This window comes from Micromonospora sp. NPDC005173, from assembly GCF_040608515.1.
Taxonomy (GTDB): Bacteria; Actinomycetota; Actinomycetes; order Mycobacteriales; family Micromonosporaceae; genus Micromonospora.
The window spans coordinates 163,721-190,422 of the sequence record NZ_JBEXIK010000005.1; the positions used below are offsets into that span (position 1 = coordinate 163,721).

General features: G+C 71.3%; 14 protein-coding genes. 6 read left to right on the forward strand and 8 right to left on the reverse strand.

The features are described 5' to 3' along the window. Positions 1 to 450: 450 nt before the first annotated feature. The 7 genes from ABZV00_RS09490 to ABZV00_RS09520 all read right to left on the reverse strand — a co-directional run bounded on the left by ABZV00_RS09490 (position 451) and on the right by ABZV00_RS09520 (position 15,019). Positions 451 to 1,182, reverse strand: coding sequence for an ABC transporter ATP-binding protein (locus tag ABZV00_RS09490; RefSeq protein WP_355603729.1), 732 nt, complete (start codon positions 1,180 to 1,182; stop codon positions 451 to 453). Positions 1,183 to 1,193: 11 nt separating this feature from the next. Further along, positions 1,194 to 2,189 (reverse strand): ABC transporter ATP-binding protein, encoded by a 996-nt coding sequence (locus ABZV00_RS09495; protein ID WP_355603474.1) that lies wholly within the window; start codon positions 2,187 to 2,189, stop codon positions 1,194 to 1,196. Between the two features lies 1 nt (position 2,190). Beyond that, a complete protein-coding gene (locus ABZV00_RS09500) occupies positions 2,191 to 4,893 on the reverse strand; it encodes an FtsX-like permease family protein (RefSeq protein ID WP_355603477.1) in 2,703 nt (900 codons plus the stop codon). 49 nt (positions 4,894 to 4,942) lie between these two features. Further along, positions 4,943 to 8,128: an ABC transporter permease gene (locus ABZV00_RS09505; protein ID WP_355603479.1), complete on the reverse strand. Its 3,186-nt coding sequence runs from the start codon at positions 8,126 to 8,128 to the stop codon at positions 4,943 to 4,945. 141 nt (positions 8,129 to 8,269) lie between these two features. Further along, positions 8,270 to 8,740 (reverse strand): GNAT family N-acetyltransferase, encoded by a 471-nt coding sequence (locus ABZV00_RS09510; protein WP_355603481.1) that lies wholly within the window; start codon positions 8,738 to 8,740, stop codon positions 8,270 to 8,272. Between the two features lie 71 nt (positions 8,741 to 8,811). After that, the gene (locus ABZV00_RS09515; RefSeq protein ID WP_355603483.1) at positions 8,812 to 14,376 is read right to left on the reverse strand and encodes a GH92 family glycosyl hydrolase; all 5,565 of its coding nucleotides are present in this window, start codon (positions 14,374 to 14,376) and stop codon (positions 8,812 to 8,814) included. 229 nt (positions 14,377 to 14,605) lie between these two features. Beyond that, positions 14,606 to 15,019 (reverse strand): VOC family protein, encoded by a 414-nt coding sequence (locus ABZV00_RS09520; RefSeq protein ID WP_355603486.1) that lies wholly within the window; start codon positions 15,017 to 15,019, stop codon positions 14,606 to 14,608. A 113-nt stretch (positions 15,020 to 15,132) separates the two neighbouring features. Between ABZV00_RS09520 and ABZV00_RS09525 the strand changes: the two genes are divergently transcribed. Both ABZV00_RS09525 and ABZV00_RS09530 read left to right on the forward strand, forming a co-directional pair. Further along, a complete protein-coding gene (locus ABZV00_RS09525; protein ID WP_355603489.1) occupies positions 15,133 to 16,521 on the forward strand; it encodes a serine hydrolase domain-containing protein in 1,389 nt (462 codons plus the stop codon). A gap of 374 nt (positions 16,522 to 16,895) precedes the next feature. Beyond that, entirely contained in the window at positions 16,896 to 18,089 is a 1,194-nt protein-coding gene (locus tag ABZV00_RS09530) for an endo-1,4-beta-xylanase (RefSeq protein WP_355603491.1), read from the forward strand. Between the two features lie 155 nt (positions 18,090 to 18,244). On the opposite strand, the gene ABZV00_RS09535 is transcribed toward ABZV00_RS09530, so the two are convergent. Next, the gene (locus ABZV00_RS09535; protein ID WP_355603732.1) at positions 18,245 to 18,724 is read right to left on the reverse strand and encodes a class I SAM-dependent methyltransferase; all 480 of its coding nucleotides are present in this window, start codon (positions 18,722 to 18,724) and stop codon (positions 18,245 to 18,247) included. Positions 18,725 to 19,198: 474 nt separating this feature from the next. Here ABZV00_RS09535 and ABZV00_RS09540 point away from each other — a divergent pair, with 474 nt between their 5' ends. The 4 genes from ABZV00_RS09540 (at position 19,199) to ABZV00_RS09555 (ending at position 26,672) form a co-directional block, all read left to right on the forward strand. Beyond that, positions 19,199 to 19,906 carry a TetR/AcrR family transcriptional regulator gene (locus ABZV00_RS09540; protein WP_355603493.1) on the forward strand — a complete coding sequence of 236 codons (708 nt, stop codon included), beginning with the start codon at positions 19,199 to 19,201 and terminating at the stop codon, positions 19,904 to 19,906. A gap of 423 nt (positions 19,907 to 20,329) precedes the next feature. Then, a complete protein-coding gene (locus tag ABZV00_RS09545) occupies positions 20,330 to 24,601 on the forward strand; it encodes an FG-GAP-like repeat-containing protein (RefSeq protein ID WP_355603495.1) in 4,272 nt (1,423 codons plus the stop codon). A 19-nt stretch (positions 24,602 to 24,620) separates the two neighbouring features. Beyond that, positions 24,621 to 24,782, forward strand: coding sequence for a BBE domain-containing protein (locus tag ABZV00_RS09550; RefSeq protein WP_355603497.1), 162 nt, complete (start codon positions 24,621 to 24,623; stop codon positions 24,780 to 24,782). Between the two features lie 225 nt (positions 24,783 to 25,007). Continuing rightward, positions 25,008 to 26,672 (forward strand): Na+/H+ antiporter, encoded by a 1,665-nt coding sequence (locus tag ABZV00_RS09555; RefSeq protein ID WP_355603735.1) that lies wholly within the window; start codon positions 25,008 to 25,010, stop codon positions 26,670 to 26,672. The last annotated feature ends 30 nt before the right edge of the window (positions 26,673 to 26,702 follow it).

The window sequence follows — 26,702 nt, forward strand, 5'->3', positions numbered from 1 at the left end:
GCTGCCCCAGATCTGGGGCAGCGAACCGCATCGACGGCGAGCTTCCACACTCCCGCACCACCCCGTGACCCACATCCGGAACTGCGAACAAGCCGACGGCGGCGCCCCACCCAGGCTCCCTCACCTGGGCTCCAGTGCCCACGCCTTCCGTGCCCACGCCTTCCGTGCCCACGCCTTCCGTGCCCACGCCTTCCGTGCCCGCGCCTTCCGCGGTCCATATCTGGGGCAGCTCGACAGGGAGCGAACATGCCCCTGCCGGTCGCCTCTCGCCGAGCCCGTAGCCCACGGTGCTCACGGCCCACGGCCCACGGCCCACGACCCACCGCCCACCGCCCACGGCTCACGGCTCACGGCCCACGGCCCACGGCTCACGGCTCACCGCCCACGGCCCCACGCGCACCGCCCACCGCTCACGGCCAACGGCCCACGCGCATGGGTCGAGGGCAGCGGTCAGCCGTCGACCAGGCGGCCGTCGCGCAGGTTGAGCACCCGGTCGGCGAGGTCGATCAGGGCGGGGTCGTGCGTGGCCACCAGCGCCGTCATGCCTCGGGCGTGCACCACCGCGCGCAGCAGATCCATGATGGACCGACCGGTCTCCGAGTCGAGCTGGCCGGTTGGCTCGTCGGCGATGAGCAGGTCCGGCTCATTGGCCAGTGCGCGGGCCACCGCGACCCGCTGCTGCTGCCCGCCGGAGAGCTCGTACGGGCGCTGCGCCGCGTGCCCGCCCAGGCCGACAAGCTCCAGCAACACCGCGACCCGCTGTTCCCGCTCGGCCGCCGGCACCTGGGCCAGCCGCAGTGGCACGCCCACATTCTCGGCGGCGGAGAGGATCGGCACCAGCCCGAACGTCTGGAACACGAACCCGACGGTGCCCCGGCGCAGCTTCAGCAGCTCGGCCTCGCCGGCCGCGGTCACCTCGTGCCCGGCCACCACCACCTGGCCGCTGTCCGGCCGGTCCAGCCCGCCGATCAGGTTCAGCAGCGTGGTCTTGCCGGCGCCGGAGCGGCCCCGGATGGCGACCAACTCGCCGCGGTTGGCGCTCAACGAGACGTCCCGCACCGCGTGCACGGCGTGCTCGCCCCGGCCGAAGGTCCGGCTCACGCCGCTGACCCGGACCACCTCACCGGGGACCGCCCCAGCCTGGGCCAGCCCGCCAGCCCCGGCTGGGCCGGTAACCACCATGTCCCGACGGCTCACGCCCGCCCCTCCTGCCCATCCGAGGCCCGGTCACCGGGCCGTACCTGCACATGGTCCGGCTCGAGATCGAGCCGGACCCGCTCCCGCATCGCCAACGCGTCGACGAAGGCGGCCGGCAGCTGCATCCGACCGTTCCGGTCCAGCACCGCGTACTCCTCGCTGACCAGTTCGGTGCTGCCGTCCGCGCCGACCCGCGCGGTCCGGCGTACCTCGGAGGCGGTCCGGCCGTCGCGGATCGCGACGGTCCGGCGGACCTGCGTGGCCACGGCTTGGTCGTGGGTGACCACCACGATGGTCACGCCCAGCTCGGCGTTGATGGTGCGCAGCGCCGCGAAGACCTCCGCACCGGTCGCCTCGTCCAACTCGCCGGTCGGCTCGTCAGCGAAGAGCACCTCCGGGTCGTTCGCCACCGCCACCGCCACCGCGCACCGCTGCTGCTCGCCGCCGCTGAGCTGCCCCGGCCGCCGATCCGCGCAGTAGCCCACGCCGACCAGGTCGAGCAGCTCCCGGGCCCGCTCCCGGCGTGCCCGCCGGGAGCGCTTGCCGGCCAACTGCATCGGCAGCTCGACGTTCTCCAGCGCCGTGAGGTACGGCAGCAGGTTGCGGCCGGTCTGCTGCCAGACGAACCCGACCAGCTCCCGCCGGTAGCTCAGCCGCCGCTTGGCGGACAGCGAGAGCAGGTCGTAGTCGGCCACCCGGGCGATGCCGGCGGTCGGGGTGTCCAGGCCGGACAGAATGTTGAGCAGCGTCGACTTGCCCGAGCCGGAGGCGCCCACGATCGCGACCAGCTCACCCCGGTCGATGACCAGGTCGAGCCCCTGCAGGGCGACCACCTCCACCCCCTCGGTCTTGAAGATGCGCACGAGGCCGTCGCAGACGATGTGCCCGCGCAGCCGGTCCTGGCCGCCGGCCCGCTCGGCGGCACGCTGCGCGGCCCGCTGTTGCAGGGCGGCCAGGTCGGGCGCCACGGGAATCTGGGCAGTAGCGGTCATCTCAGCTCTCCTCTCCGAGCCGGAGCACCTCACCGAGGCGCAGCCGGCGGTTGTTCATGGCCTCGACGGCGACCGCGAAGCCGAGGGCGACCGCCCCGAGCGCGAGCACGGCGGCGACCAGACCGGGCTCGAAGGCCACCCGGACCGGGACACCACTGGTGAACGCGGACAGGCCGAGCACCGGGTTGAGCAGGAGGGGCAGCAGCGCCCCGACCAGCGCGCCGGTCAGCACCGACACCCCGACCAGCGGGGTCAGCTCGACCAGCAGCAGCCCCCGCCACTGCCGACGGGACAGGCCGAGGGTGCGCAGCCGGGACAGCACCTGGCCCCGGGCCCGCGCGCCGGCCAGCACGGTGAACGCGATGGCCAGCAACCCGAGCACGGTGCCACCGATGGCGCCGGCCACGAACCCGAAGGCCAGCACCCCGTTCGCCCCGCCGTCAGCCAACTCCTGTCGGACGTCCGCCCGGGTGGAGACCGTCACCCCGCTCGGCCGTTCCCGACCAGTCACCGCCCCTGTCTGCTGGTAGCGCAGCTGTCCCTGGTCACCGGCCTGGCGCAGCACCTCCGCGTCCAGCCGGTCCCCGGCGACCAGCACGCTGGTCGGTACGGGCGTGGTGTTCCGCTCGGGCAGCGCCTGCCAGGGCAGGATGACGAACCGGCTGCTGTTCTCCGGCAGCAGCGGGAAGCTCTCGGCGGTGTCGGCCACTCGGAACTCGTACCGCTGGCCCTGCACGGAAGCGAAGGCGGAACCGTCCAGCCCGGCGCGGGCCAGGTCAGCGGCGATCGCCGGGGAGACGACCGCGGGCAGCGGCCCCGGTTCGGCCCGGGCGGTGAGCAGCGCGGGTGACATCGGCAGGTCCACACCGGACTCCCGCGTCACCGTGGCCAACCCCGGGGCGTCGACCAACAGCACGGCCACCTGCCCGATCCGGGCGTCGGTGCCGATCTCGTCGGCAGCCAGCCGGTCAGCCGGCTCGTTCAGCACCCGGGTTGCGGCCCGTACCCCGGGCAGGCGGCCCAACTCATCGATGGTGTCCGGGGCGAACCGTTCACCCCGGATCAGCGCGTCGGCCGGGACCGCCTGCTCGGCGGCCCGGTCCCGGCTCGCGTCGACGCCGGCGGCGACCACCGCGCAGAACGCCGCGGTCCCGATCGCCAGCACCACGACGACCAGTGGGGCGGCGACGGCGGACCGGCCGGCCCGCGCGGTGCCGAGGAAGGTCACACTGCCCCGGGTCCGCGCGGCCAGCCGGCTGACCAACAACAACGGCCAGGGGTACGCGCGCAGCGCGAGCACTGCCGCGGCGATCGCGAACAGCACGGGCACCGACACCAGCAACGGGTCCACCTCGCCGAGGGTGAGTCCGCGCCGGCGCAGCAGCACCGTGGCAAGTCCGGCCAACAGCAGCAGGAAGACCTCGACGGTGAGCTGGCGGGCCGAGGGCCGTACCCGGATCAGGTCCCGGCGGGCGGCCCCGCCGGCCGGCACGGCCAGCGTGGCCATCGGCAGTGCCAGGGTGACCAGCACGGCCGCCGCGATGACGTACGGCGCGGTCGGGTCTGGGGTGCCGGGGACCAGGGTGCCCAGCCACCAGCCCAGGACGGCGGCGACCGGTACCACCAGCAGCGACTCGGCGAGGCTGCGCCGGGCGCCCGTGGTGGCCGCGCCACCACGGGCGCGCAGCAGGGCGAACTCCGAGCGGCGGCGCCGGGCGGCGAGGATCGCCGCGAGTACGACGAGCCCGGCCAGGGTGGCGAGCACCCCGGCCGAGATCACCGCCAGCAGGGTCCGGGCGGCGTCCACCTGTGCGGCGAACGCGCGCAGCGGAATGTCGGCGCCCTGGATCAGCGTGAGATTCGGATCGGCTTCGCGTTGCAGCTGTTGCAGGCCGTCGATCAACTGGTCGAGCTGACGCGCGTCGATCCGGTCGATGCCGAGCCGGTAACGCCAGTCGGAACGCACCGGCCAACCAGCCGCGGCCCGCTTGTCGATGGTCACCTCGGCAACCACACCCACGGCGATGAACGGTTCGCCGTCCCCGCGCGGACTGATGACCTGCAGCAGCGATGGCAGCGCGTCCCAGATGCCGCCCGCGCGGTCGACGGGGCGGAACAGCCCGACCACCACCATTGGTGCCGGGTCGGTGATACCGGTCTTGGTGGGTGTGCCGATCTGCAGTTGGCTGCCGGCCCGCAGGTTCAGCTTGCGGGCCACGTCGGCGTCGAGCGCCACCTCGGTCGGCCGGTCGGGGACGTACGTCTCGTTCGGCCACGTCCCCTCGACGAGGGTGCCGGCATCCTGGACGCCAGGCATGGCACGCAGGCCCAGGTCGACCAGCAGGTTGCGTGCCTTCAGGTCGGGGCCGACCACTCGGGTCGGCGCGGCGTCCACGCTGTACCACCGCTCGGCCACCGCCGAGCGCACCGGCGCCGGCATCTTCTCGGCCATGGCCTCGAACTGCCTGCGGGCGTCGCCCATGATTTTCGTGGACGGGGCGGTCATTACCCCGGAGGTGTACGAGATGTCCCGGCGCGCGGCCGGCTCGCTGGTCAACTGCGCCCGCAGGCCCTGTTCGGCGAGCCGGTTGACGAGCCGGGGCACGCCGCTGACCAGCAGCGTGACCACCAGCGTCAGCACCGCCAGGAGCAGGAACTGCCCGCCGTACGCCCGGACTCGCCGGACGGCCGCACCGATGCTCATCGGGTACTCCCCCGTCGCGCCCGGTCACCGGGTCGCACGTCGCGCCCGCTCATCGTTCTCCCCCGATCCGCAACTGCACCGCCGCCACCCGCTGCCGGATGCCGGTGGCGATGAACGCGCTGAAGGCGAGCGCCGCCAGCAGCAGGCCGACCGCTGTCGCGCCGATCGGCACCCAGGGCAGCTCGAACGTCGCCGGGGGCACCGGCCGGCCGGCGGCCGGGGTGAGGATGACCAGCGGAGCCATGGTTGCCCCCACCGCGGCGCCGAGCAGCAGCCCGACCCCCACGCCGATGCCGGCCAGGAAGGTCTGTTCGGCCAGCAACGCCCGGGCCAGCAGCCGGGGCGTGGCGCCGAGGGTGTGCAGCACCGCGAACTCACTCAGCCGGCGCCGGGCGGTGGCCCAGACGTCGACCATGAGGCCGACCAGGGCGAGCAGCACCGCACCGAGGGCCGCGGCGAGCATTCCGGTACGCGACCCGCGCCAGTACGGGTCCTCGGCGGACGACTCGATCACCGCCTCGCGGGCGAGCACGGTGACAGCGGGCAACTCGCTGGCGGCGCGGGCGGCGGCCGTCGCGTCGTCGGTGCCGATCCACCACTCCGGCACTGGTCGCACGACGCCGCCGCTTCGAATCAGCGCGTCGACCGCAGCGGGCAGGTCCAGCAGGATGCCCTCACCGGTGGTGGCCGGCACGGCGGTCACCTCACCGACCAGCTTGACCGGCAGCGTCGCTCCGGACAGCGTCAGGTTGATGGTGTCGCCGATGCCGAGGCTCAGCGTGTCGCGTACCTGCGGGGTCATCAGCACCGGTATGGCTGGGCTCTGCCCGGCGGGCACGATGGCGAACCGGGTGTCCGGCTGGTAGGCGAACTGCCCGCCGGGAATCAACGCCACCGGGTGGAATTCGGAGAACCCGGTGGCGGTGGTCCGCACCGGCGAGGGTCGCTCGTCGCCGGCCACCATGACCCAGTCACCGGTCAGTCCGGCGGGCCGGGTGGTGCCGTCCGCACCGACCACCGTCAACCCGTCCACCTGGAGCCGGTAGGACGTGCCGACCGCCGGCCCGCCGTCGGCTTCGAAGCCGGCCAGCCGCAGCCGTGCCCCGTCGACGTCGGGCAGTCGCACGGTGAACGGGGTGATCCGGCCGTCGCTGTCGGCGTCGGCCACCGGGAGCCGCAGGGCGAGCCCGTCGGAGCTGGTGACCAGCAGCGTCACCGCGATCTGGAGCGGCCGGGTTGCCCCCTCCACCGGGGTACGGACCGTGCCGGTGATCTCGCGGGCGTCGGCGGGCAGTTCGACGCCGGCGGGGGCACCCCGGGCCCGCACCATCTGCTGGTAGAGCTGCGGCACCGGCTCGTCGGCCAGCTGGTCGCCGAGCCGTACGACGCCGGCGGCGCTGGCGGCGTCGAGGCCGATCACGGTCACCGGCAGGTCCTTCCGGCCGACCCGCACCTCGTCGCGCCACACCGGCAGCGCCCGTTCCACGCCCGGCAGGGCGGCGAGCTGACCGACCCGGGTCGGCGGGCCGGAACCCGCCCGCTCGGTCACCCGCAGGTCGGCGCCGACCGTGTGACCGGCCTGCTCGGCCTGGGACCGCTCCCCCGTGCTGATCAGCGACCAGGCCAGCGTGCTGCCACCGACGGCGAGCGCGAGCAGCAGCACCGGGCCAGCGTGCGGACGTCGGCCAGCCTGCCACATGCCCAACATGGTGGCCGTCCAGGGACGCCGGTCGACGAACCGCTCGGCGAACCGGGTGAGCGGCGGAAGCACCCGCAGCGCCAGCACGGCGCCGGCCAGCACGCCGAGCGTCGGAGCGGCGATCAGCAGCGGGTCGATCCCGAGCCGGCCACCCGAGCCGGCCAGCGGAGAGGCGTACCGGCGCAGTTGCACCCAGGCGAGCAGGGCCAGCGCCACCAGCACCAGGTCGACGCTGGCCCGCTGGACGCTCGCCGCCCGGTTCGGCCGGGACCGGGCGGCCATGTCGGCCACGTACGTGCCGGAGCCGCGCAGCGTCGGAGCGACCATGGCCACCAGGCAGCCGGCCGCGGTGGCGGCGGCAGCCGCCCAGACCAGGGTGGTGTTGCCGCCGGCGGTGGAGAGTTCCGCCGCCCCGCCCGGCCGGACGTACCGCAGCGCCTCCACGGCGATCAGTGGCCCGAGCAGGGCGGCCGGGGCGACCACCAGGGCCGCCTCGCGGGCGGCCAGGCCGGCCAACTGCCGGCGGGCGGCGCCACGGGCGCGCAGCAGCGCGGTCTGCGCGCGGCGGTCCTCGTGCAGCAGGGCGGCGACCAGCACCAGCGCGTACCCGCCGAGCACCAGGATGAGCAGTAGTGGGGTGGCCAGCGCGGAGCGGCCCACCAGGTCGGCTCGGGCCATCCGGTCCAGCAGCCGATCCATCCGGGTCAGCGTCTGCCCCGACGCGCCCAGGTTGGCGGCCTCGGGCACCGCCGTGGCGGCCGCCGTCATGGCCGTCCGCACGGCGGGCAGGTCGGCGGCGTCGACGCCCGCGAGGTCCGGTTCGGCCAGCCAGGACGCCGACACCGAGCCCGGGAAGGTGGCCGCGAAGTCGGCCGGGTCCAGCACGAACGGCCCGTACGAGGTGGCCGAGCCGGCGCTGCCCGCACCCACCCCGGGGGCCAGCAGCCAGTACGCCTCGGCAGGATCGCGGGGCCGCCAGGTGCCGGCGAGCACCACCTGGCTGGCCCGCTCGATGGACCGGTCGCGCACCGGGATCGGTTCGCCGGTGGTCAGGCCCAGCGCGGTGGCGACCCGTTCCGGCAGGCTCACCTGGATCGGGTTCGCGCCGGGGCGGGGCCACGCCCCGCTGGTGAGCTCGGCGTGCGCGGCCAGGTCTTCGAGGGTGGCCAGGTTGGCGAAGACCGGTTCGTCGCCGGTACGGGGCACCGACCCGAGGTCGCCGGTCAACTCCCGGCCGGTTCCGTACCGGGCTGCGGCAACGGTGACCGGCACGCCGGCGAGCCCGTCGGCGAACTGGTCCCGGACCGCCTTGTCGCGGGTGGCGAACTCGGCGGCGTCGCGCCCGCCGGAGCCATTGACCAGCAGGCCGCGCTCCTCGGCCGGCGAGGCCGCCACCAGCGCCCGCTGCCCGGCGTCCACCGCGCGGCGGTTGTAGTCGGACAGGCCGGTGACCAACGCGACGGCAACCAGGGCGGCGATCACCGCGGCCACCAGCAGACCCCGTGCCTCGCGGGCCCGCCTCCACACCAGCTTCATCGACGCCTCCCCTGGCCCTGACGGGCCGACGACCTTCAAGACAGGCCATCCCCCGGGAAAGGTTCGCGCCCGTTACTTGATCGTTACTGTGAGGAGAGTCAGCTCCAGCTCGACCCGTCCGGTCGGCGCGGTGTCCGCGGACTACAGACGCTTACGCATCTGAATCGCGGTGACCTCGTAGCCCATCTGCTCGTACAGGTCACGGGCGCCGAAATTGAAACCGAAGACACTCAAGCCCACGGACACGACGCCCCACTCCCGGCACAACTGCTCCGCGGCCTGCATGATCGCTCGACCGTAGCCCTTGCGGCGCAGGTCCGATTCCACGTGGAAGTCGTAGCCGAAAGCGTGCAGACCGTCGGACTTTCGTTCGAGGTGCAGCCACAGCATGCCGATCTCGACATCGACCTCGTAGGCGGTCCAGAGATGATGACCCTCCGTCGCCAAGCCGCCGGGCAGAAGTCGGTCATAGTCCTGGCGCGACTTCTCCTGCGCCTCCGGCAACGGCACCGCGCCGGAAGCTGCGATGTCGTGCGCATAGCTGATTTCCGCTCGATGCCGATACCGCAGGTACTGCTCCTCGGTCATCGGTACGAGTTCCAGTGCCGCCATGCCGGCACGCTATGCCACCTGCGCTCACCACGCAGGCCCCGGGCACCGCACCATCGCCGACGTCGAGTCGATCATGAGCAGGCAGGGCGCCGGGTCGAGCCGGCCTTCGCCGCCCCGGGAACGCTGACGGTCGCGCCAGAGATGACGCCGTCACCATTCGCGCGCACGGTGCTGACCGCGAGGCCGTCACCAAGGCTGATGGTGACCGCCTCGTTCGGCGCGAACCCGGAACCGTCGACCGTGATCGCGGTGCCGCGCGGGCCCGCCGTGGTCGTCAGCGCCGCTGCCGGTGCATACCTCGGCGCCTCCTGCTGCTCGGTCACCTGGACGGTGGCCGTCGCCGGAGTCCGCGAGGACGCGCCGGTGGCGGTGACGGAGTACCGGCCGGGCTGCGCGTCATCGGACGTCGGGACCGAGACTCGGACCGCTCCCGCCGCGGAGGCCGCGACCTTCATGGTCCGTGTCGGGCTGGTGCCGAGAGTCACGGTCACCTGCTCACCGGCAGCGAACCCGCTGCCGTTGACGGTGATCGTTTCACCAGTGGTGGCGGACGCGGACACCGCGATCGCCGGCTGGCGGGCGCCACGTGCCACGGTCACGGTGAACGTCCCGGTGCTGCTCGACAACGTGTCCCACGCGGTGACGTGCACCGTGTAGGTGCCCTCCTGCGTGTAGGTGTGCTGTCCGCTCATCACACCGGACTGGTCGATCGTGACGTCGCCCGGAATCGTGCCGTCACCCCACTGGACGCGGGCGCGGTAGCCCGGGGTGCCGGGCACGCCGCCGGTGACCGAGCCGAGCTTCGCCGAGAGGACCTGACCGGCGTTGACCGTCTGGTCACTCGGGGCGACGGTCGCCAGCGCGGGGGCCGGCGTGCCGTCGTCCGCGATGGCGAACACGTGGATCCTGCCCTCCGAGCCGGGGTTGCCGGTCTGCGTCGGGAGGGTCACCGAGACGAGCGTCTTGCCCGCCGGGATCTGGTACGGCGCGGTGGCGAACAGGAACGGCTGCGCGCCGTCCCGGCTCGTACCGCTCAGCCGGTACGCGGCCTTGGCGACGACGATGTTGCTGTAGGACGGAGTGCCGTTGGCGTTGCCGCCCAGCGTCCAGTCACTCATCTGGATCGGGATGCTGGCGGTGCTGCCGTCGCTGAACGTCGCCGTGCCGGTGGTGCTCTGGTCGCCCTGCGTGCCGGCGCCGATGAACGAGATGCTCCTGGCGTCGGTCGGAAGGTTCAGAACGATCGTCTTGCCGTTACCGGTGGCGTTGTCCGGCTGACCCGCCGGGATCACCGGCAGCGTGAAGGTCAGTGCCGTTCCGGGCACCTCGTGCCGCTGGCCCTGGGTCACGCCGGCTGCCGTCAGGGCCGCCCGCGAGTACGCCCACGACTTGGCGTCGCAGTTCGCCGCGAGGGTGCCCTCGTCGCCGATGCAGACGGTGTCGAATGCCGCGGTGAGCCCGGAACTCGGCGCGTAGGCCACGTCGACGCCGACCGTCGCCGAGCTCTGGCCGGTGCCGTCGGTCACCGTGACGCTCGCCTGGTGGTGACCCGGCGTGGCGTAGGTGTGCGCGCCACTGACGCTGTAGACGGCCCGAGAGCTCAGCGTCAGGGTTCCTTCGGTGACCGGTGAGCCGTCACCCCAGTCGATCGTGGCCTGGTAGCCGGTGGCGGTGCCCCCGGTGACGGAGGCCAACGGCACCGACACGGGCACACCGGACGTCGCGTGCACGCTGCCCGCGGCGGTCACCGAGATGTCGCCGCCACCGAGTTCGAGGTCGCCTCCGGCGAGCAACTCGATCTCGGCGAGGTTCGTCTGCGCGGCGCCGACGGTCTTGGTCACGGCGAGGCGGAACTGCGCGAACCGTCCCGGATCGCTGATCGTGAACGGACGGGTCTGGTTACGCCACGGGAACACCTCGTCCTTTCGGGAGTCGACGGTGCTCCAGGTGATGCCGTCGTTGGAGCCCTGCAGTCGCCAGGCCGCCGGATCGCCCGCGGCCGCACCGGAGGTGACGGTGTAGTACCTCGGCTTCTGCTTGCCACCACGGGAGGCCCAGCTGATCTGCGGCGTGGCCGAGGTGAACGTCAGCTGCGTGGTCGACGAGTCGTCGAACAGCTTCGAGGCGTCCTGCCCGTCACTCGCGGTCGCGGTGCCGAGACCGGGGCCGGTGGTGTCCTGCAGCGGCTTGGGCGCGGCGTCACCCTTGGTCAGTGACGGCGGCGCGTCGTTCTTGCCGCTGCCCCAGGACGACGGCTTGGGACCCATCTGGAAGTCGATCGTGCCGCCCTTGGCGAGCGCGGACACGTCGAGGGACACCTCGCGCTGCTTCTTACCGTTGACCTTGACGCTCTGCACGTAGACGTTCGTCGTGCTGTTGTTCGACGCGTTGACGACGATGTCGCCGCTCGTGCGGTGGACGGTCATCTTGGTGAACTGCGGCGAGCCGATGGCCCACTGGGCGGACCCGGCCTGCAGAGGGTAGATGCCCAGCGAACTGAGGATGTACCACGCCGACATCTCGCCGTTGTCCTCGTCGCCCAGGTAGCCCTGGCCGATCTCGCTGCCGACGTAGAGGCGCTGCAGGATCTCCCGCACGATCGCCTGCGTCTTGTCCGGCGCGCCCGCGAAGTCGTACATGTACGGGATGTGGTGCGACGGCTGGTTGCTCATGCCGAGCTGACCCATCCGCACCGCCTGCGCCTCAAGCATCTCGTGGATCGTGCCGCCGTAACCGCCGGGACGGTCGGCCTTCTCCGGGGTGGAGAAGAACTCGTCGAGCTTGTCCCGCAGCGCCTTCTGGCCGCCGTACAGGTTGACCAGTCCCTGGCCGTCCTGCTGCGCGGTGAACGCGAAGTTCCACCCGTTGGTCTCGGTGTAGACGCCACCCCAGTCCAATGGGTCACCGGCGAGGAAGTTGCCGGCGGCGTCGCGGCCCTGGAAGAGCTTCGTCTTCGGATCGAAGAGGTGGACGTAGTTGCGGGCGCGCTCCAGGAAGTACCGCGACTCCTCCTTGAGCCGCTCGCGTTCCGACTTCGGCGTGGCCGGGTCCTTGGCCAGGGCCGCACCCATGTTGCCGATGCCGTAGTCGTTGATGAAGCCCTCCAGCGCCCACGACACCGACTCGCCGGTGGAGGTCGGCGTGTAGCCGAGGAACAGCGAGGTCTCGATGCCCTTACGGCCGACCTCGCTGCGCCCGGACGCGACGGTCGCGTCCTTGACCGCCGCGTCGTACGCCGCCAGCGGGTCGGGCAGCTTGACCCCGGTGAGGTACGCCTGCGCCAGTGCCACGTTGGCGCTGGTGCCGGTCATCAGGTCGGCGTACCCGGGAGACGACCAGCGGGCGATCCAACCGCCGTCGCGGTAGTGCTGGACGAACCCGTCAGAGATCTTGGCTGCGACGTCCGGGTAGAGCAGCGCGTAGGCGGGCCACACGGTGCGGTAGGTGTCCCAGAAGCCGTTGTTGACGTAGATCTGCCCGTCGACGATCTTCGCGCCGGTCTGGGTGGGGGTCGACGTACCGGTCGGCGCCGACACCGGGCTCGCGTACTGCCAGCGCGGCGCGGCGGCGGTGCCGGTGTTCTCCGACTGCGAGTTCGGGTACAGGTTCAGCCGGTAGAGGTTCGAGTACATCGTGACCAACTGCGCCTCGGTCGCGCCCCGGACCTCAACCCGGCCGAGTCGATCCTTCCAAGCCGCCGTGGCGGCGGCGTGGACCTGGTCGAAGCTCTTCCCGGTGACCTCCAGGTCGAGATTCCGGCGGGCCTGGTCGACCGAGAGGAACGACGTCGCGATGCGCATCGTCACCTGACGGTCCGCGGTGACGTCGAAGGTGGCGGACGTCGCCGAGGACGCCGTCGGCGCCCGGTCGAAGGCGCCGGACACGAACATCCGGGTACGGCCGGCCGACAGGCCGCTTCCGTTGTCGACCCAGCCGGTGAACGTGCCGTCCGCGCCGATGGTGAACGTGCCGTTGTAGAAGACGAGGCTTCCGGTCGGCTGCCCGGGCGGGAAGGTGAACCGCATGATTCCGGCGTGGTCGGTCGGCGACATCTCCGCCGTCAGACCGTTCTGCGTCGTGACCCGGTAGAGGTCCGGCTGCGCCGTCTCGTCCTCGTGGCTGAAGGCGAGCGCCCGGCTGGCGGGCGTCCCGGTGAGGGGTCTGTCGCCCGCCACCGGCATGACCGACATCTGGTTGCGGTCACCCATCCACGGGCTGGGCTCGTGAGAGATCGCGAGGCCCTGCAGGGTCGGCAGGTTGGCCGCGTTGTTGACCCGGTGGTACTGGTACTCCCACGAGTTGGACGTGGCGTCGGTCACCGGCGTGAAGAAGTTGAAGCCGTTCGGCACCGAGGTGATCGGCAGGTTGTTGCCGCGCGAGAACCCGCCCGTCGAGTTGGTCCCGCGCCGGGTGTCGACGTAGTTGGTTAGCCGTGAGCCGTCGATCGACGCCGGTGAGCCCGTCAGCTCGACGTCGTCGAGCCAGCCCTGGAACCGGGTCTGCCCGGTGGCCTGCGGATTGTCGTAGGCGAGCAGGATCCGGTCGATCGTCTTGCCGGCTGCCACGGTGCCGATGTCGGACTGCACCGCGTTCCACTGATCGGCGTAGAGCACCTTCGACGCACCCTGTCCGGCTGCGGTGAGCGCGTAGCCGTGCTGGTCGACGGGCGAACGCCCGCTCAGGTAGCTGCCGTCGGTGAAGTGCAGGTCAACCGCCGCGTAGGTGGACGGGTAGCGTCCGTCCTTCCCGGTGAACTCAGGGAAGATCTTGTAGGACAGCCGGGTCTTCGGCCCGACCGGGATGTCGACGTCGAACAGCTTGTTGGTCCCGTACGAGCGTCCGTCGCCTTCGGCGCCACCGGAGTACCGCAGTGCGGCCAATCCGGTGAAACCGGCCTCCGGCTTCGTGGTGTAGCCGCCGTCCGGACCGGCGCCGACCTCGCTGACCATGGGGGTGGCCGGCGGCCGCACGTCCGAGCCGTCGCTGATGTTCCAGTCGGCGAGTTGCACGAGGGGGTCACCGGAGTTCGCGGTGACGTTCAGCCGGTAGTAGCCGTAGGCGGTCGTGTTGGTGAAGCTGTAGATGTTGGTGGCGAACCGCCCGCTGAACGTCTCGCCGGCGCGCTGGTCCAGGTCGGTCCAGGTACTGCCGTCGTTCGATCCCTGCACGACGAAGTCCCGGGGGTCGCGGCCGGGTGCGTCGTCCGCTGAGGTCAGCGAGTACCGCACGACCGCCGCGGGCTCGGCCAGCCGGTAGGTCACCCAGCCGGTCGAGGCGAACACCAGCCACTTTGTCGCGGGGTCGTCGTCCTTGAGGTTCGCGGCGATCTCGTTCGGCGGGTTGTCGGCGCTCGCGGTTACCGCGCTGACCTGGTCGAGCAGGCTTCCTGGCAGCGTGGTGACCGATCCGCTGAGGTTCGCCTGGATCGGCTTTCCGTTCTGGCCGACCTCCACGGTGCTCGTGGCGGGTTGCGGGTCGGCCGACTCGAACGAGGAGTTGAAGTTGCCGGGCTGCGGCGTGGGGGGCGCGGCGCTGGCCAGCGGTGCGGCGACGAGCAGCCCTACCGGGAGCAGGACTGCGGTTGTCGCGGCGAGCAGACGAGGGGACCAGGAGCGCACAGGGGGGGAATGCGACATGGGGACAGGGCCTTTCGCCTCGAACCGGGTCGAGTACGTCGAACGTCTGGGCAGAGTGGACCGTGGCTGCTGCGATCGATCCTGACATCGTTGTCATGAAGGCTCGTGACCGACGACGCGGGACCGCTGGACTGTGGCTGATAGTTCCGGGCAGACCACGGCCGTGTCAACGGGTTGATCCGAGCGAAACATGCTGCCAGCGGCGACCGCGTGGCGAAAAAGCCGCGGATCAGCCGACGAAGATGCAGAACGGATGACCCGAGAGGTCGGCGAGGACATAGAGCGGCTCGTCCGCGTGGTCCGACCGGTCCAGCAGCAACTGCGCCCCGAGCGACTCGGCCCGCTCCCGCTGCCGCTGCAGCTCCTCGAAACTGGACACTGTGCAGTCGAGGTGCATCTGCATGGGAATGTCATGCTTGGGCCACGTCGTACGCTCCAGACGCTCCACCTGCTGAAACGCCAGCCTGCGGGCCCCGTTCACGTCCACGAGGACGAGCCAGTCCGCGTCGTCCGCAACCCCATCCGCCGGAGGTTCGTCGCCCTGCCGGTACCGCAGTCCCAGGAGCTGCCGATAGAACTCGGCAAGGGCACGGACGTCCGTTGTGTCGATGACCGTGTGCAGCAGTTGCGGATACTCAGCCATGCCCGCATCCAACCACGCACCGCGTGGCCGTCCGTCCATCGACAGAGGTACGGACAACAGCCAGTCGCAGAGCTGTGCTGTCGTCACGCCTGATGAGATGGCATGATCCTGCCGTGCGTATCGATCGACGCTCGATGCTTGGCCTCGGACTCTCCGCTGCCGCTGCGGCGCTCACCGGCTGCCAGTCGAAGCCCTCGACCGGGCAGGCCGGCTCATGGCAGATCCCGGCTGAGCCCGTAGCCGGACAGGGTGGCGCCGCGGCCACCGGTCCCCTGGCCCGCACCTCGAGAACGATCAGCCAGCGGCTGACCGGCGTCCTGAACGTCCACCTGCAGCCCACCAGCCAGAACCCCTCGCACCCCACGTACGCGGGGGCGGTGGCGCTCACCCTCGCCGGCGGGCAGCCGAGCGCTCAGGCAACCGTCGGCGAGGCGCTTCGCTTCGGCGCCGGGCCGGTGCTCCTGCCAGCCGCGCAGCGCGTCCGGATGCGTCCCGACTCCATCTTCGACCTCGCGTCGATCACGAAGGTCTACACGGCCATCCTCGTGCTGCAGCAGGTCGAGCAGGGGCGCCTCGACCTCGACGCACCAGTGGTGAGCTACCTGCCCGAGTTCACCGGCACCGGCAAGTCGGCCGTCACCGTGGCGATGCTCCTGGCACACACCAGCGGTCTGCCCGTGGGCGCCAACGTCACCGGCTACCCCACCCTCGCCGAGAAGTGGAAGGCGGTCCTGGCCACCCCGCTGGTCAGCGGCGGCGTGCCCGGCCGGGTGTTCCGCTACTCCAGCGTCGGCCTGATGGTCGCCGGCAAGCTTGTCGAGAAGGTCACCGGCCAACGCCTCGACCAGGCACTGAAGACCGGCCTGACCGACCCGCTCGGCCTGCGGTGGACGGGCTTCAACCCGAACACCTGGATCAGCAGCACCGAACGGGACGCTCGGATGGTCGCCACCGACGCCCGCTCCTCACGCGGACTTCTCCGCGGGGTCGTGCACGACGACGTCGCCAACCACCTCGGCGGCATCGCCGGGCACGCCGGCATCTTCAGCACCGCGCAGGAGGTCGCCGTCATCGGTCAACTCCTGCTCGACGGCGGCACCTACGGTGGGCGCCGGGTCCTGGCCGAGAGCACGGTGCGCCGGATGCTCACCAACGCCAACGCGGGACTGCCCGCCGTCGACCCCGAACGGCCGCACCGCACCGCCGACCACGGGCTCGGCGTGGTGCTCAACCAGCCCTGGTTCATGGGTCGGCTCAGCCGTCCGACCACCTTCGGGCATACCGGCTTCACCGGCACCTCCCTGCTGGTCGACCCCACCCGCAAGCTCGTGTTCGTCCTTCTCACCAACCGGGCCCACCCCAACTGGAGCTGGGCCAACCCCGACCCGGTACGCGTCGCCACCGCCGACGAGCTGGCCCGCTGGCATGCCCAGCCGACCGGCCCGCAGCGGTCGGGGCGTCAGGGGTCGGCAACCACGTCGCCGCCTGCCCGTCGACGTTAGGCCGCGTCTCTGGCGCGATGCCGTGGTCCGCGCCTAGGGCAACCCGCAGACACATCCACGTACGGCACAGCCGGCGACCTCGTGTTGCCGGCTATGCCGCCGCGCCGCCACCCTTCGAAAGTTTCGGCATCGGCGCAATCAGGGCTTCGCAGCTCACACAACTGATTTCCGGAAGTTTTCGAGGTTGACGAGGGACATCGACAACCATAATGTTTCGAGCAGCTTTCCGGTTTCCACCCCGAGCTACCGGCACCACCCACGGTCAGCCCGACCGCTCGACACCCGGCGTCGACCCCACCCCCAGATCATCAGCACCGGCCCCGCACCCTCTGTTTCATGATCGACTCTTGTCGATCAATATGAAAGGAAGGCAGATGAAGCTAAGACGGTGGATGACCGCCGGCGCTGTCGCCGTCGCGACCGTTGCGGCCTTGAACACGGTGCCAGCCGCCGCGAACCGGCCCTACGATCCGACCGCGCAGAGCCTGGCCGCTCTCGGCCTGCGCCACGGCCTCCAGGTCGGCACCGCGGTGGACATGGCGGCCCTCAACGACACCAGCGACCCGCAGTACCGCCGGCTGACCACCTCCGAGTTCTCCTCGGTCACCGCCGAGAACGCGATGAAGTGGGAGAGCCTGGAGCCCACCCGCGGCGCCTACGACTGGGCCGCGGCAGACCAGCTCGTCGAGTTCGCCAAGCGCAACAGGCAGAGCGTGCGCGGCCACGTGCTGGTCTGGCACAACCAGCTGCCCGCCTGGCTGACCAGTGGCGTCGCCGACGGCTCCATCAGCAGGCAGGAGCTGCGCGAGCTGCTACGCAGGCACATCACCACCGTCGTCAGCCGGTACAAGGGCAAGATCTGGCAGTGGGACGTGGTCAACGAGGCGGTCAGCGACCCGTGGGACACCCCGTCCACCCTGCACTACAAGGGCTTCTGGGCGCAGAACCTCGGGCCCGGCTACATCGCCGACGCGTTCCGCTGGGCACGCGCCGCCGATCCCAAGGCGCTGCTGTTCTACAACGACTACAACATCGAGGCGTTCGGCTCCGGCAATCCGGCCGACGACAAGCCGCAGTTCGTCCACGACATGGTCAAGGGTCTGCTCGCTCAGGGCGTCCCGATCGACGGCGTCGGCTCCCAGGGCCACCTGGGCACCCAGTACGGCAACTACGACACCCTCCAGGTGACCGCCGCACTGAAGAAGTTCGCCGCGCTCGGTGTCGCCACCGCGTTCACCGAGGTCGACGTCCGCAGCGAGATGACCGAGGCGGTCCAGGCCGGCAACTCGGCGGAGATCAACCCCCGGTTGCAGGCGTCGGCCGCCAACTTCAGCGTGCTGATGAAGGCCTGCCTCGCCGTACGCAGCTGCCTGTCGTACACCGTCTGGGGCTTCAGCGACAAGCACTCGTGGGTGCCGGGCTGGTTCAACGACCCGCCGCAGGGCATGGCCACCATCTACGACGAGAGCTACCAACCCAAGCGGGCGTACCACGAGCTCAAGTCCGACCTGATCTTCGCCGGACCGCCGTACGTCCTGCCACGCATCGCACCCAAGCCGCGCCGCTGAACCGCTGGTTCGACCCAATCCAGGCGGAGGGGAACGGCGGCTCCTTCCCCATCGCCTGACAACCCTCGGCGGGTGTCGGGGCCCGGTCACCACCCGGGCTCCGACACCCACGCGGCACGTCGGAAGCCACCGACCGTGCCGTCCATCATCGATCGTCAGATCGGCGTACCGGTGACGCAGGTGAACAAGCGGCTCTGCCCGCGAGCCACGATTGATCTTGTCGTGCGGAACCCGTGTGCGCGGAGCAGACGTTCGGTCGACATGACGTTCCCCGTGGCGTTCGCAGACGTGGGCCGCTCACCGAAGACGTAGAAAACGCCCCCCGGAGCCAGCAGGTCCCGGATCCGCTCGATCTGCTCTGTCGCGGCGCCCAGCCAGAACAGGCTGACGTTCACTGCGAAAATCTTGGTGAAGTGACAGGCCGCAAGATCGGCCGACTCGAACCCCGCACGTCGTATCTCGGCCCGGCCGGCGCTGATGTGGCTCGCGTTCCGTTCTGTTGCGAGCCGCGCCATCGTCGCCGCGCGGTCGATGGCCACGATCTTGCCGGTGGTGAGTCGTTCGGCGACCAGCGCGACGGCTGTTCCTCGACCGCAACCGATCTCCAGCAGGTGGTCGTGTGGAGCCACCGCCATCGTCTCCACCGCCCACCGCTGCCGCTGCGCGTCTGCGGTCGTTCGAGCCGGTTGGTGTGGTGGGACGGGCCTGCCACGAACAAGGCTCGACCGCCGGAGGGGGAACGTGCATCTCATGACGTCACTCGCCGAGCCGTGGCCGAAGCCTCCGAGGTGCACCGGCTGGACCCTGCACGCACCTGATTGCACCTTTCGGGGTGGCGCCGTTCACGTTGTCGTCGGCGACCCGTGCGGCGGCGCGGGATGGGCTGTGCGGACTGGCGGGACCCCTGAGCAGGATTGCCCTCGGTGAGCGAGCAGAAACGTGGGCACCGAAAAAGCGTCAATCGCTACAGTGGCAACTGTAGCGTCCAACCAGGCGCCTCCGCCAGAACCCCGGGTCGTGACAGACTGCCGGGCCCAGTTCAGCCACCACCCCACCCACCCATACCGCTACAGCTGGGTACGTAGCGCTACATCGAATATGCTAGCGCCATGGGCAGTAGAGCATCGACCGGAAACACCCGGGACCGACTCCTGCTGGCCGCAGCCGAACTTCTGGCCAGCTCCGACGACCGCGCCCTGTCGACCCGAGCGGTCTGCGAACGCGCCGGAGTGCAGGCACCAACTCTGTACCACCACTTCGGCAGCAAGCAGGGTCTGGTCGACGCGGTGATCGGCCACGGTTTCACCCAGTACGTCCGGCCCTCGCCGGCTTCCGGCGACACCGGCGATCCGGTGGACGCCATCCGCCAGGGCTGGGACCGGCATGTCCAGTTCGGGCTGGACCATCCGACGTTCTACGCGCTGTTGTACGGACAGGTCGAGCTCGGTAAGCCCTGCACCATCACCGCACCAGCACATGCCATCCTGCGGGACCTGCTGGTCGCGGCCGCGCGGGAAGGGCTGCTCAAGGTGCCGGCCGACGACGCGGCCGAGCAGATCCTGGCCGCCAACATCGGGGCCACTCTCAGTCTCATCACCCAGCCGGACGACCAGCGCGACATGAACCTCTCCGATCGCGTCCGCGAAGCAGCACTCGCCGGTGTCCTGCGGAACAGCCCGGAGGCCGACCAACCGGCAATGACCCGCGCCTGCACCGCACTGACCCTGCGCACACTGCTCGACCAAGATTCGGCCGGGCTGTCAGCCGGGGAGCAGGCCCTGCTCAACGAACTGCTGGATCGACTGGCCGCCTCCTGACCCGTCTCCCCCGGTGCCCGGCCGCCGTCCCAGCAGGGTCAGGAAGGCGACTCCACCCTGTGCACGCCACCCCCGGCCGCCACTGACCTGACGAGCCTCCGCTCGTTGCCGATCGTCGCCGACGCAATCGCCTTCCCGACTCGTCCGCCCGATGTGGACGGACGGGCAGGGGTTGCCTCGCGTCCGTACCGAAAGATCGAGCGGGCTGTTCGGCCGTCCGGGACAGCGGACCCTGGTCCCGGCCGATTCCATCGATGAGACTCGTTCTTGGCTGACGGGCGGTGCTGCCGCGCGGCCGCCCGGCTCGCGCCGGTGCCCGCCGTCAGCCATCTTCCGGTGTTCCCAGCCGGGACTCCTCATCCAGACGACGACCGTGTCTGACGGCGTGCCTCGTGCCGTCGTGGGCACGGAAAGGTGGCAGTGATGCGATCACGATGGTTCGGCCCGCTGGCCGGCCGGGTGGCAGCGGCTCTGGCCGTGGTACTGCTCGGTTCGGCCGTGGGGGTGCCAGCCTCATCGGCCGCGCCGGCCGCAGCCGGCGGTACGCCCGACGCGCGGGCGACGCTCGCCTCCGGCTGTGAGACGTTCGGGTTCACTGCGATGCCGGCGGTCGCCGGGGTCGCCGGTCCGCGTGACGTCGAGGTCGCCGACACCAACCTGAACGGCTTCGACGACCTGCTCGTCGCGTCGGCGGGCGGCGACGGCGACGTCCACCAGTTCATCGCGGTCGGCAACGGCACATTCCGCACATCGATAGGGCCGGGCGCACCGCCGGAGGTCTATCAAGCGCCGGGGACGCCGCGCAACATCGCCGTCGGCTACTTCAACCGGGACGAAAAACCGGACTACGCCGTCGCCACCACCGACGGGGTGGGCATGTGGTCGGGCAACGCCGGCACCGACCCGAGCTTCGGGCCGGGCCGTGGTGTGCTGTTCGACCGCAACGTCGCGGACGTGGCGGTGGCCGATTTCGACCGTGACCTGCTACCGGACCTCGCCGCCCTCGACCCCGAGGTACCGGACGACCCGGAGGACAACCGTGTCCGGGTCTTCCGCAACCTCAACGGCGGCTTCGACTCCCGGTTCACGCTCGGCGACCAGCCCACGTACGTCCAGCCCAACTTCGTCACGGCCGGGGACCTGACCGGTAACGGGGTACCCGACCTGCTGTTCAGCAGCCATGCGCAGAGCACGGCCTCGGTGGTCCGCGACGGAAAGCTCAGCCCCGCACCCAGAATCGAGGGCCTGGGCGAGGCGTGGAAGCCCGCGATCGCCGACTTCGACCTGGACGGTCAGCTCGACGCGGCCGTCGCGATCCTCGGCGAGGACCGGATCCGGCTGTGGCGTGGCTTCCACGACCCGGCCGGCGGCAGCGGGCCCCCGCCAGCCGATCAGGAGTTGCCGTCGGTGGACCTGGCGCCGCTGACCCCGGGGCCGGAGGGCCCGCACGACGTGGACGTCGCCGACGTCAACCGGGACGGCCGGCCGGACCTGGTGGTGGTCGGCTACGCCAGCCGCGCCGTCTACGTCTTCCCGGGTCGCGGCGACGGCACCTTCGGGCAACCTGCGGTGCTGGCCGCCGGCAGGCGACCGGTGCAGGCGGCGGTGGGCCGGTTCGACAACAACCAGTCCCTCGACGTGGTCGTCCTCGACGAGGTCGACAACAGCCTGCGCGTCTACCTGAACACCTGCACCGAACCGGGACCGAACCTGAGCGTCGCCGATCTGGAGGCGACCCAGGTGATCCAGGATCAGAGCAACTCCGTCGCCCTGGTCGCCGACCGCCGCACCGTGGTCCGGGCGTACGTCGGCACCGACGCCGCGACGCCCGCGGTGACGGCCGCTCTGCACGGGTTCCGACCCGACGGAACGTCCCTGGGCCCACCGATCTCGCCGGCCAACCCTGGCCGGACGCTGGTTCCGGACCGCACGGTGCGGCGCGGGCAGCTCGGCGGCGGCTTCCTGTTCGAGCTGCCGACGAACTGGACCAGCGAGGGCGAGGTGCGGCTACGGGTCGAGGTCAACCCCGACCGCCGGGTCACCGAGCCGACCTACCTGGACAACGTCCACGAGCGCACGGTGCGTTTCCTGGCGTCCAACCCGGTGCGGATCCAACTGGTCGGCTTCGGCTTCAAACGCGACGGCAAATGGGTGCTGCCCGCCGAGGCCGAGCTGAACCGGGCCGAGTCGCTGCTGCGGCGCACGCTACCGACGAGCCGGTTGGAAGTGACCCGTACCGAGTTCCGGGACGAACACCCGTACTCCTGGATCAACGACGACATCTACCGTCTCGACGCGTCGGACGCGTTCTCGGTGCTGAGTCGCTACCAGCAGGCGACGGCCGGTGAGCGGGAACCCGGCGTCTACCACCTGGTGCTGGTGAACCGGCCCCAGATGGGCGGTGTCGCCGAGGACATCCCCGGTTGGGTTGCCGTCGGGGGTTCAACCAGTCCGACCGTGATCCAGCACGAGCTGGGGCACCTGCTCGGCGCCCGGCACGTGGAGTGCACCGAGGACCGCACCGACGAAGATGGGCCACGACCGTACCCGTACCCGCGCGGCACCATTGGTGGGCCGGACCTGGCAAACCCAGCCTTCGCCGGCTACGACATCGGCGACGCCTCACTCGGCGTCCCGCGCCGGATCGTCTGGGCGCCGGACACCAGCCCGCCGGTCGCGGACCTGATGAGCTACTGCCGGGCCACGTGGGTCTCGGACGACCTGTGGAAGCTGTGGCGGGACCGTGTGCAGAACCCACCCGTCCAGCAGGGCGCGGCCGGTGACCTGCTGACGCTGTCCGGCACCATCGACGACGCCGGCGCCACCCTCACCGGGCAGCGCGTCGCCAGGATCACCCAGCGCCCGGCGACCACCCCCGGCCCGTACGCGCTGCGGCTGCTCGACGCCGCCGGCACCACCCTGGTCGAGCACGCGTTCACCCCACCGGCAGGCACCGAACACGGGGCGACACGCACCTTCGACGAGGTGGTGGACTTCGCACCCGACACCCGGCGGGTAACCCTGGTGGACACCCGGACGGGACGGGAACTCGCCGCCCTCGCGGTGTCGGCGAACCGGCCCGCCGTGTCGCTGACCGGCGAGGCACCGCCCGACCCGGTGCCGGCCACCGGGCCGGTCACGCTCCGCTGGACGGCCGGCGACGCCGACGGCGGCCCGGTCACCGCGAGCGTCCTCTACAGCCCGGACGGGTCCGACGACTGGCGGGTGCTGGCCAACGGCGTCACCGGGACGTCGTACACCCTCGATGCCGGGCTGCTCGCGGGCACCGGCGGTGCGGCCACCGGCCGGCTGCGGGTGCGGGCCACCGACGGGGTCAACACCGCCGAGGCCACCAGCGGGCCGCTCACGGTCGCCGGCAAGACCCCGGCGGTACGGATCACCGCCCCGCTCGGCGGCGCGTTCTTCGCCGTCGGGCAGACGGTGACGCTGGCCGCGTCGGCCGCCGACCCGGAGCAGGGCACCCTCGACGGCTCCGCCGTGCGCTGGGCGTCCAGCCTCGACGGCGACCTCGGCGCGGGCGCCACCCTCACCCCCGGACAGCTCACCGAGGGACGACACCTCATCACCGTCACCGCCACCGATGCCGACGGTGGCCAGGCCACCGCGCGCACGGAGGTGACCGTGGGACGGGTGCTCACCGCCGGCAGCCCACCGCTCGCCGACGCCGGGCCGGACCGGACAGCTACCGAGGGCGACGTGGTCACCCTGGACGCGAGCCGGACCACCGACCCGGACGGCGACCCGGTGACCCTGTCCTGGACGGTGCTCGCCGAGCCGAACGGCGGCGGGCTCGGCAGCGGCCTGCAACTGGAGGGGACGGCCAGCAGGCCGTCGTTCCGGGCCAACCGGGGTGGCACCTATCGGCTGGAACTCACCGCCACCGACGCCCGGCACGGCACCACGACCGACACCGTGACGGTCACCGTGGCGAACCCGCCGATCGAGGTGAGCCCGATCGCGCTCGACGAGGAGTTGCGGGCGGCCGGTCCGGTCAGCGTGCGGGCCACGTTCACCGACCCGGGCGTCCCGGACGCTCACCGGTGCACGATGGACTGGGACGTCGACGATGCCGAGCCGGCGATCCCCGGCGTGGTCACCGAGGCGCGCAACGAGGGCGTCTGTGTGGCCACCGGCAACCTGCGGCCCGGTGTGCACCTCGCCCGCCTCACCATCACCGACAGCGACGGCGGGCTGGGGCAGCAGACGATCCGGATCGTGGTCTACGACCCGGCTGATGTCACGGTCGCCGGTGCGGGTGCGATCGTCTCCCCACCTGGATCCTGGAGCGCGGACCTGACCGCCACCGGCACGGGCGAATTCGCCTTCGTCGCCGACCTGGTGAAGGGCTCGCCCACCCCGTTCGGGCAGACCACATTCCGGCTGCGGGACCGCGACTTCGCGTTCGCCGGGACGACGAACGAGCGCCTGACCGTCTCCGGCGCGGTGGGCCAGTACCGCGGCGAGGGAACGGTGAATGGCCAGTCCGGGTACTCGTACCAGGTGACGGTCGCCGACGACGCGGCGGGCGGGCGCGACGTGGACCGGTTCCGGATCAGGATCTGGGAGAACGACGGCGGACGGGTCGTCTACGACAGTGGGCGGGGTGCGCCCGACGATCTCGACCCGGCCCACCTGCAACCGGTGCAGGACGGCGGTGTCGTGGTCGTCGGTTAGCAGCCGTACGCGAAGGCTCGTGGCCGCTGGTCGACACCAGCGGCCACGAGCCGCCGAATCCCGATCCTGGACCGACCTCTACTACGGCCCCAACTACCCGCGACTGCAGCAGGTCAAGGCCCGATGGGACCCACGGAACGTCTTCCAGCACGAACTCTCGGTACAACCACCCCACCGCTGACGTCCTCCCCTGGTCGCACGCTCTCCCGGGACCGCCGCTGAACGGCGCGTTGATCAAACGGGTAGGCTCGGGATTGCTGCAGGCTGCGCTGCCAGGCCTTACGGCGTCGACGGGTGTCACCGATCGGATACGACCGGCCGGCTCGGCCGCGAGCCGGCAGTCGACCCGAAGGACCTCGCACCTCACGCCGCTCCAGGGGGAAGTCACCAGGTGAGCACCCATTCGATGTTGTTGTTCGTGCTCGCCGCCGTCGCGGTCATCGTCGCCGTGCGGTGGGTGGCGGCCCGCACCGGCCTGCCGGCGGCAGCGCTTCTGCCGCTGATCGGCATCGCGTACGCGCTGCTCCCGGGCCCCAACGTCAGCCTTGATCCCGACCTTGTGCTCATGGTCGTGCTGCCGCCGTTGCTCTACAGCGCCGCACTGGACTCCTCGCTGCTGGACATCCGCCGGAACCTCCGCATCGTGGTCAGCCTGTCCGTGGTGCTGGTGCTCCTCACCGCGGTACTCGTGGGAGTCGGGTTCCACCTGTTCGTCGCCGGGGCGACCCTGGCTGCCGGCATCGCGGTCGGCGCCGCTATCGCGCCGCCCGACCCGGTGGCCGCCCTGGCAGTGGGCCGCCGGGTCAACCTGCCGCCGAAGCTGGTCACGCTCATCCAGGGCGAGGGGCTGCTGAACGACGCCACCGCGCTGACGATGCTCAGCGTCGCGGTGGCCGCTGCCGTGGGTGGTGAGTTCTCGTTCCCGTCCGCCGTTGGGCAGTTCTTGCTGGCGGCGGTCGGCGGGGTCGCCGTGGGGGCGGCCGTCGCCTGGGCGGTACGTCTGGCCCGACCGCTGACCGCGGACCCGTTGATGTCCAACGCCATCTCGCTCGCGACACCGTTCGTGGCCTACCTGTTGGGCGAGGAGCTACACGTCTCCGGGGTGCTCGCCGTGGTGGTCGCCGGGCTGATCGTCGGCCATCAGACGCCCCAGCTCGGGTCCGGCGCCGCCCGGCTGCAGACCAGCGCGGTGTGGCGGCTGGTCGACTTCCTCCTCGAAGGCTTCGTCTTCCTGTTGATCGGCCAGCAGCTTCCCGAGGTCATCAAGGGCCTGCGCCAGTACGACCTGTCCACCATCGTCATCGCCGTCGCGATATCTGTCGGCGTGGTGCTGCTTCTCCGCCCGGCGTGGCTGGTGTTGACCCAGTCCCTCCCCCGGTCGCTGCACACCCGGCTGGGCGGCATATCCGAGCAGGACGACCCCGACGAGCCCAGCAGCGCCCGGCAGGTCGCGCGCGCGGATCGCAACGCCCGCCGGCTCTCCTTCCGCGAGGTGACGGCACTGAGCTGGTCCGGCACCCGCGGCGTCATCAGCCTGGCCGCGATCTTCACTTTGCCGCTGACCACCGACAGTGGCGCGCCCTTCCCCGATCGCGACCTCCTTCTGTTCTGCACCTTCGTGGTCGTACTGGTGACGCTCGTCGGGCAGGGCCTGACGTTCGCACCGCTCGTGCGGATGCTGGGCCTGCGCGCCAACGAGACCGACCAGGCTCGCGTACGCAACGAGGCCCGCTCGGCGGCGGTCGAGGCCGCCCTGGCCCGCCTCGACGAAGTTGCCGCCGACGAGCCGGACAGCGCAGTGGCCGTCAACACCACCCGTACGCAGCTGCTGACCCGATTGGCGCGCTACCGCGGGCGGCTCGATCTGCTCGAGCGGAGCGGGTCATCCGAGATACCGACCTCACCGCAGTACGAGACGGCGCTTCGTGTCCGCCGGACTGCCATCGACGCGCAGCGCGAGGAGCTCGTGCGCTGGCGCGACGCCGGCCGGCTGCCCGACGAAGAGCTCCGCATTCTGGAACGTGAACTCGATCATGAGGAGCTGCTGCTCCCGAAGCGGGCATCCAGCTGACCCGTCGCCGCGACACCGCCTGAGCCATCG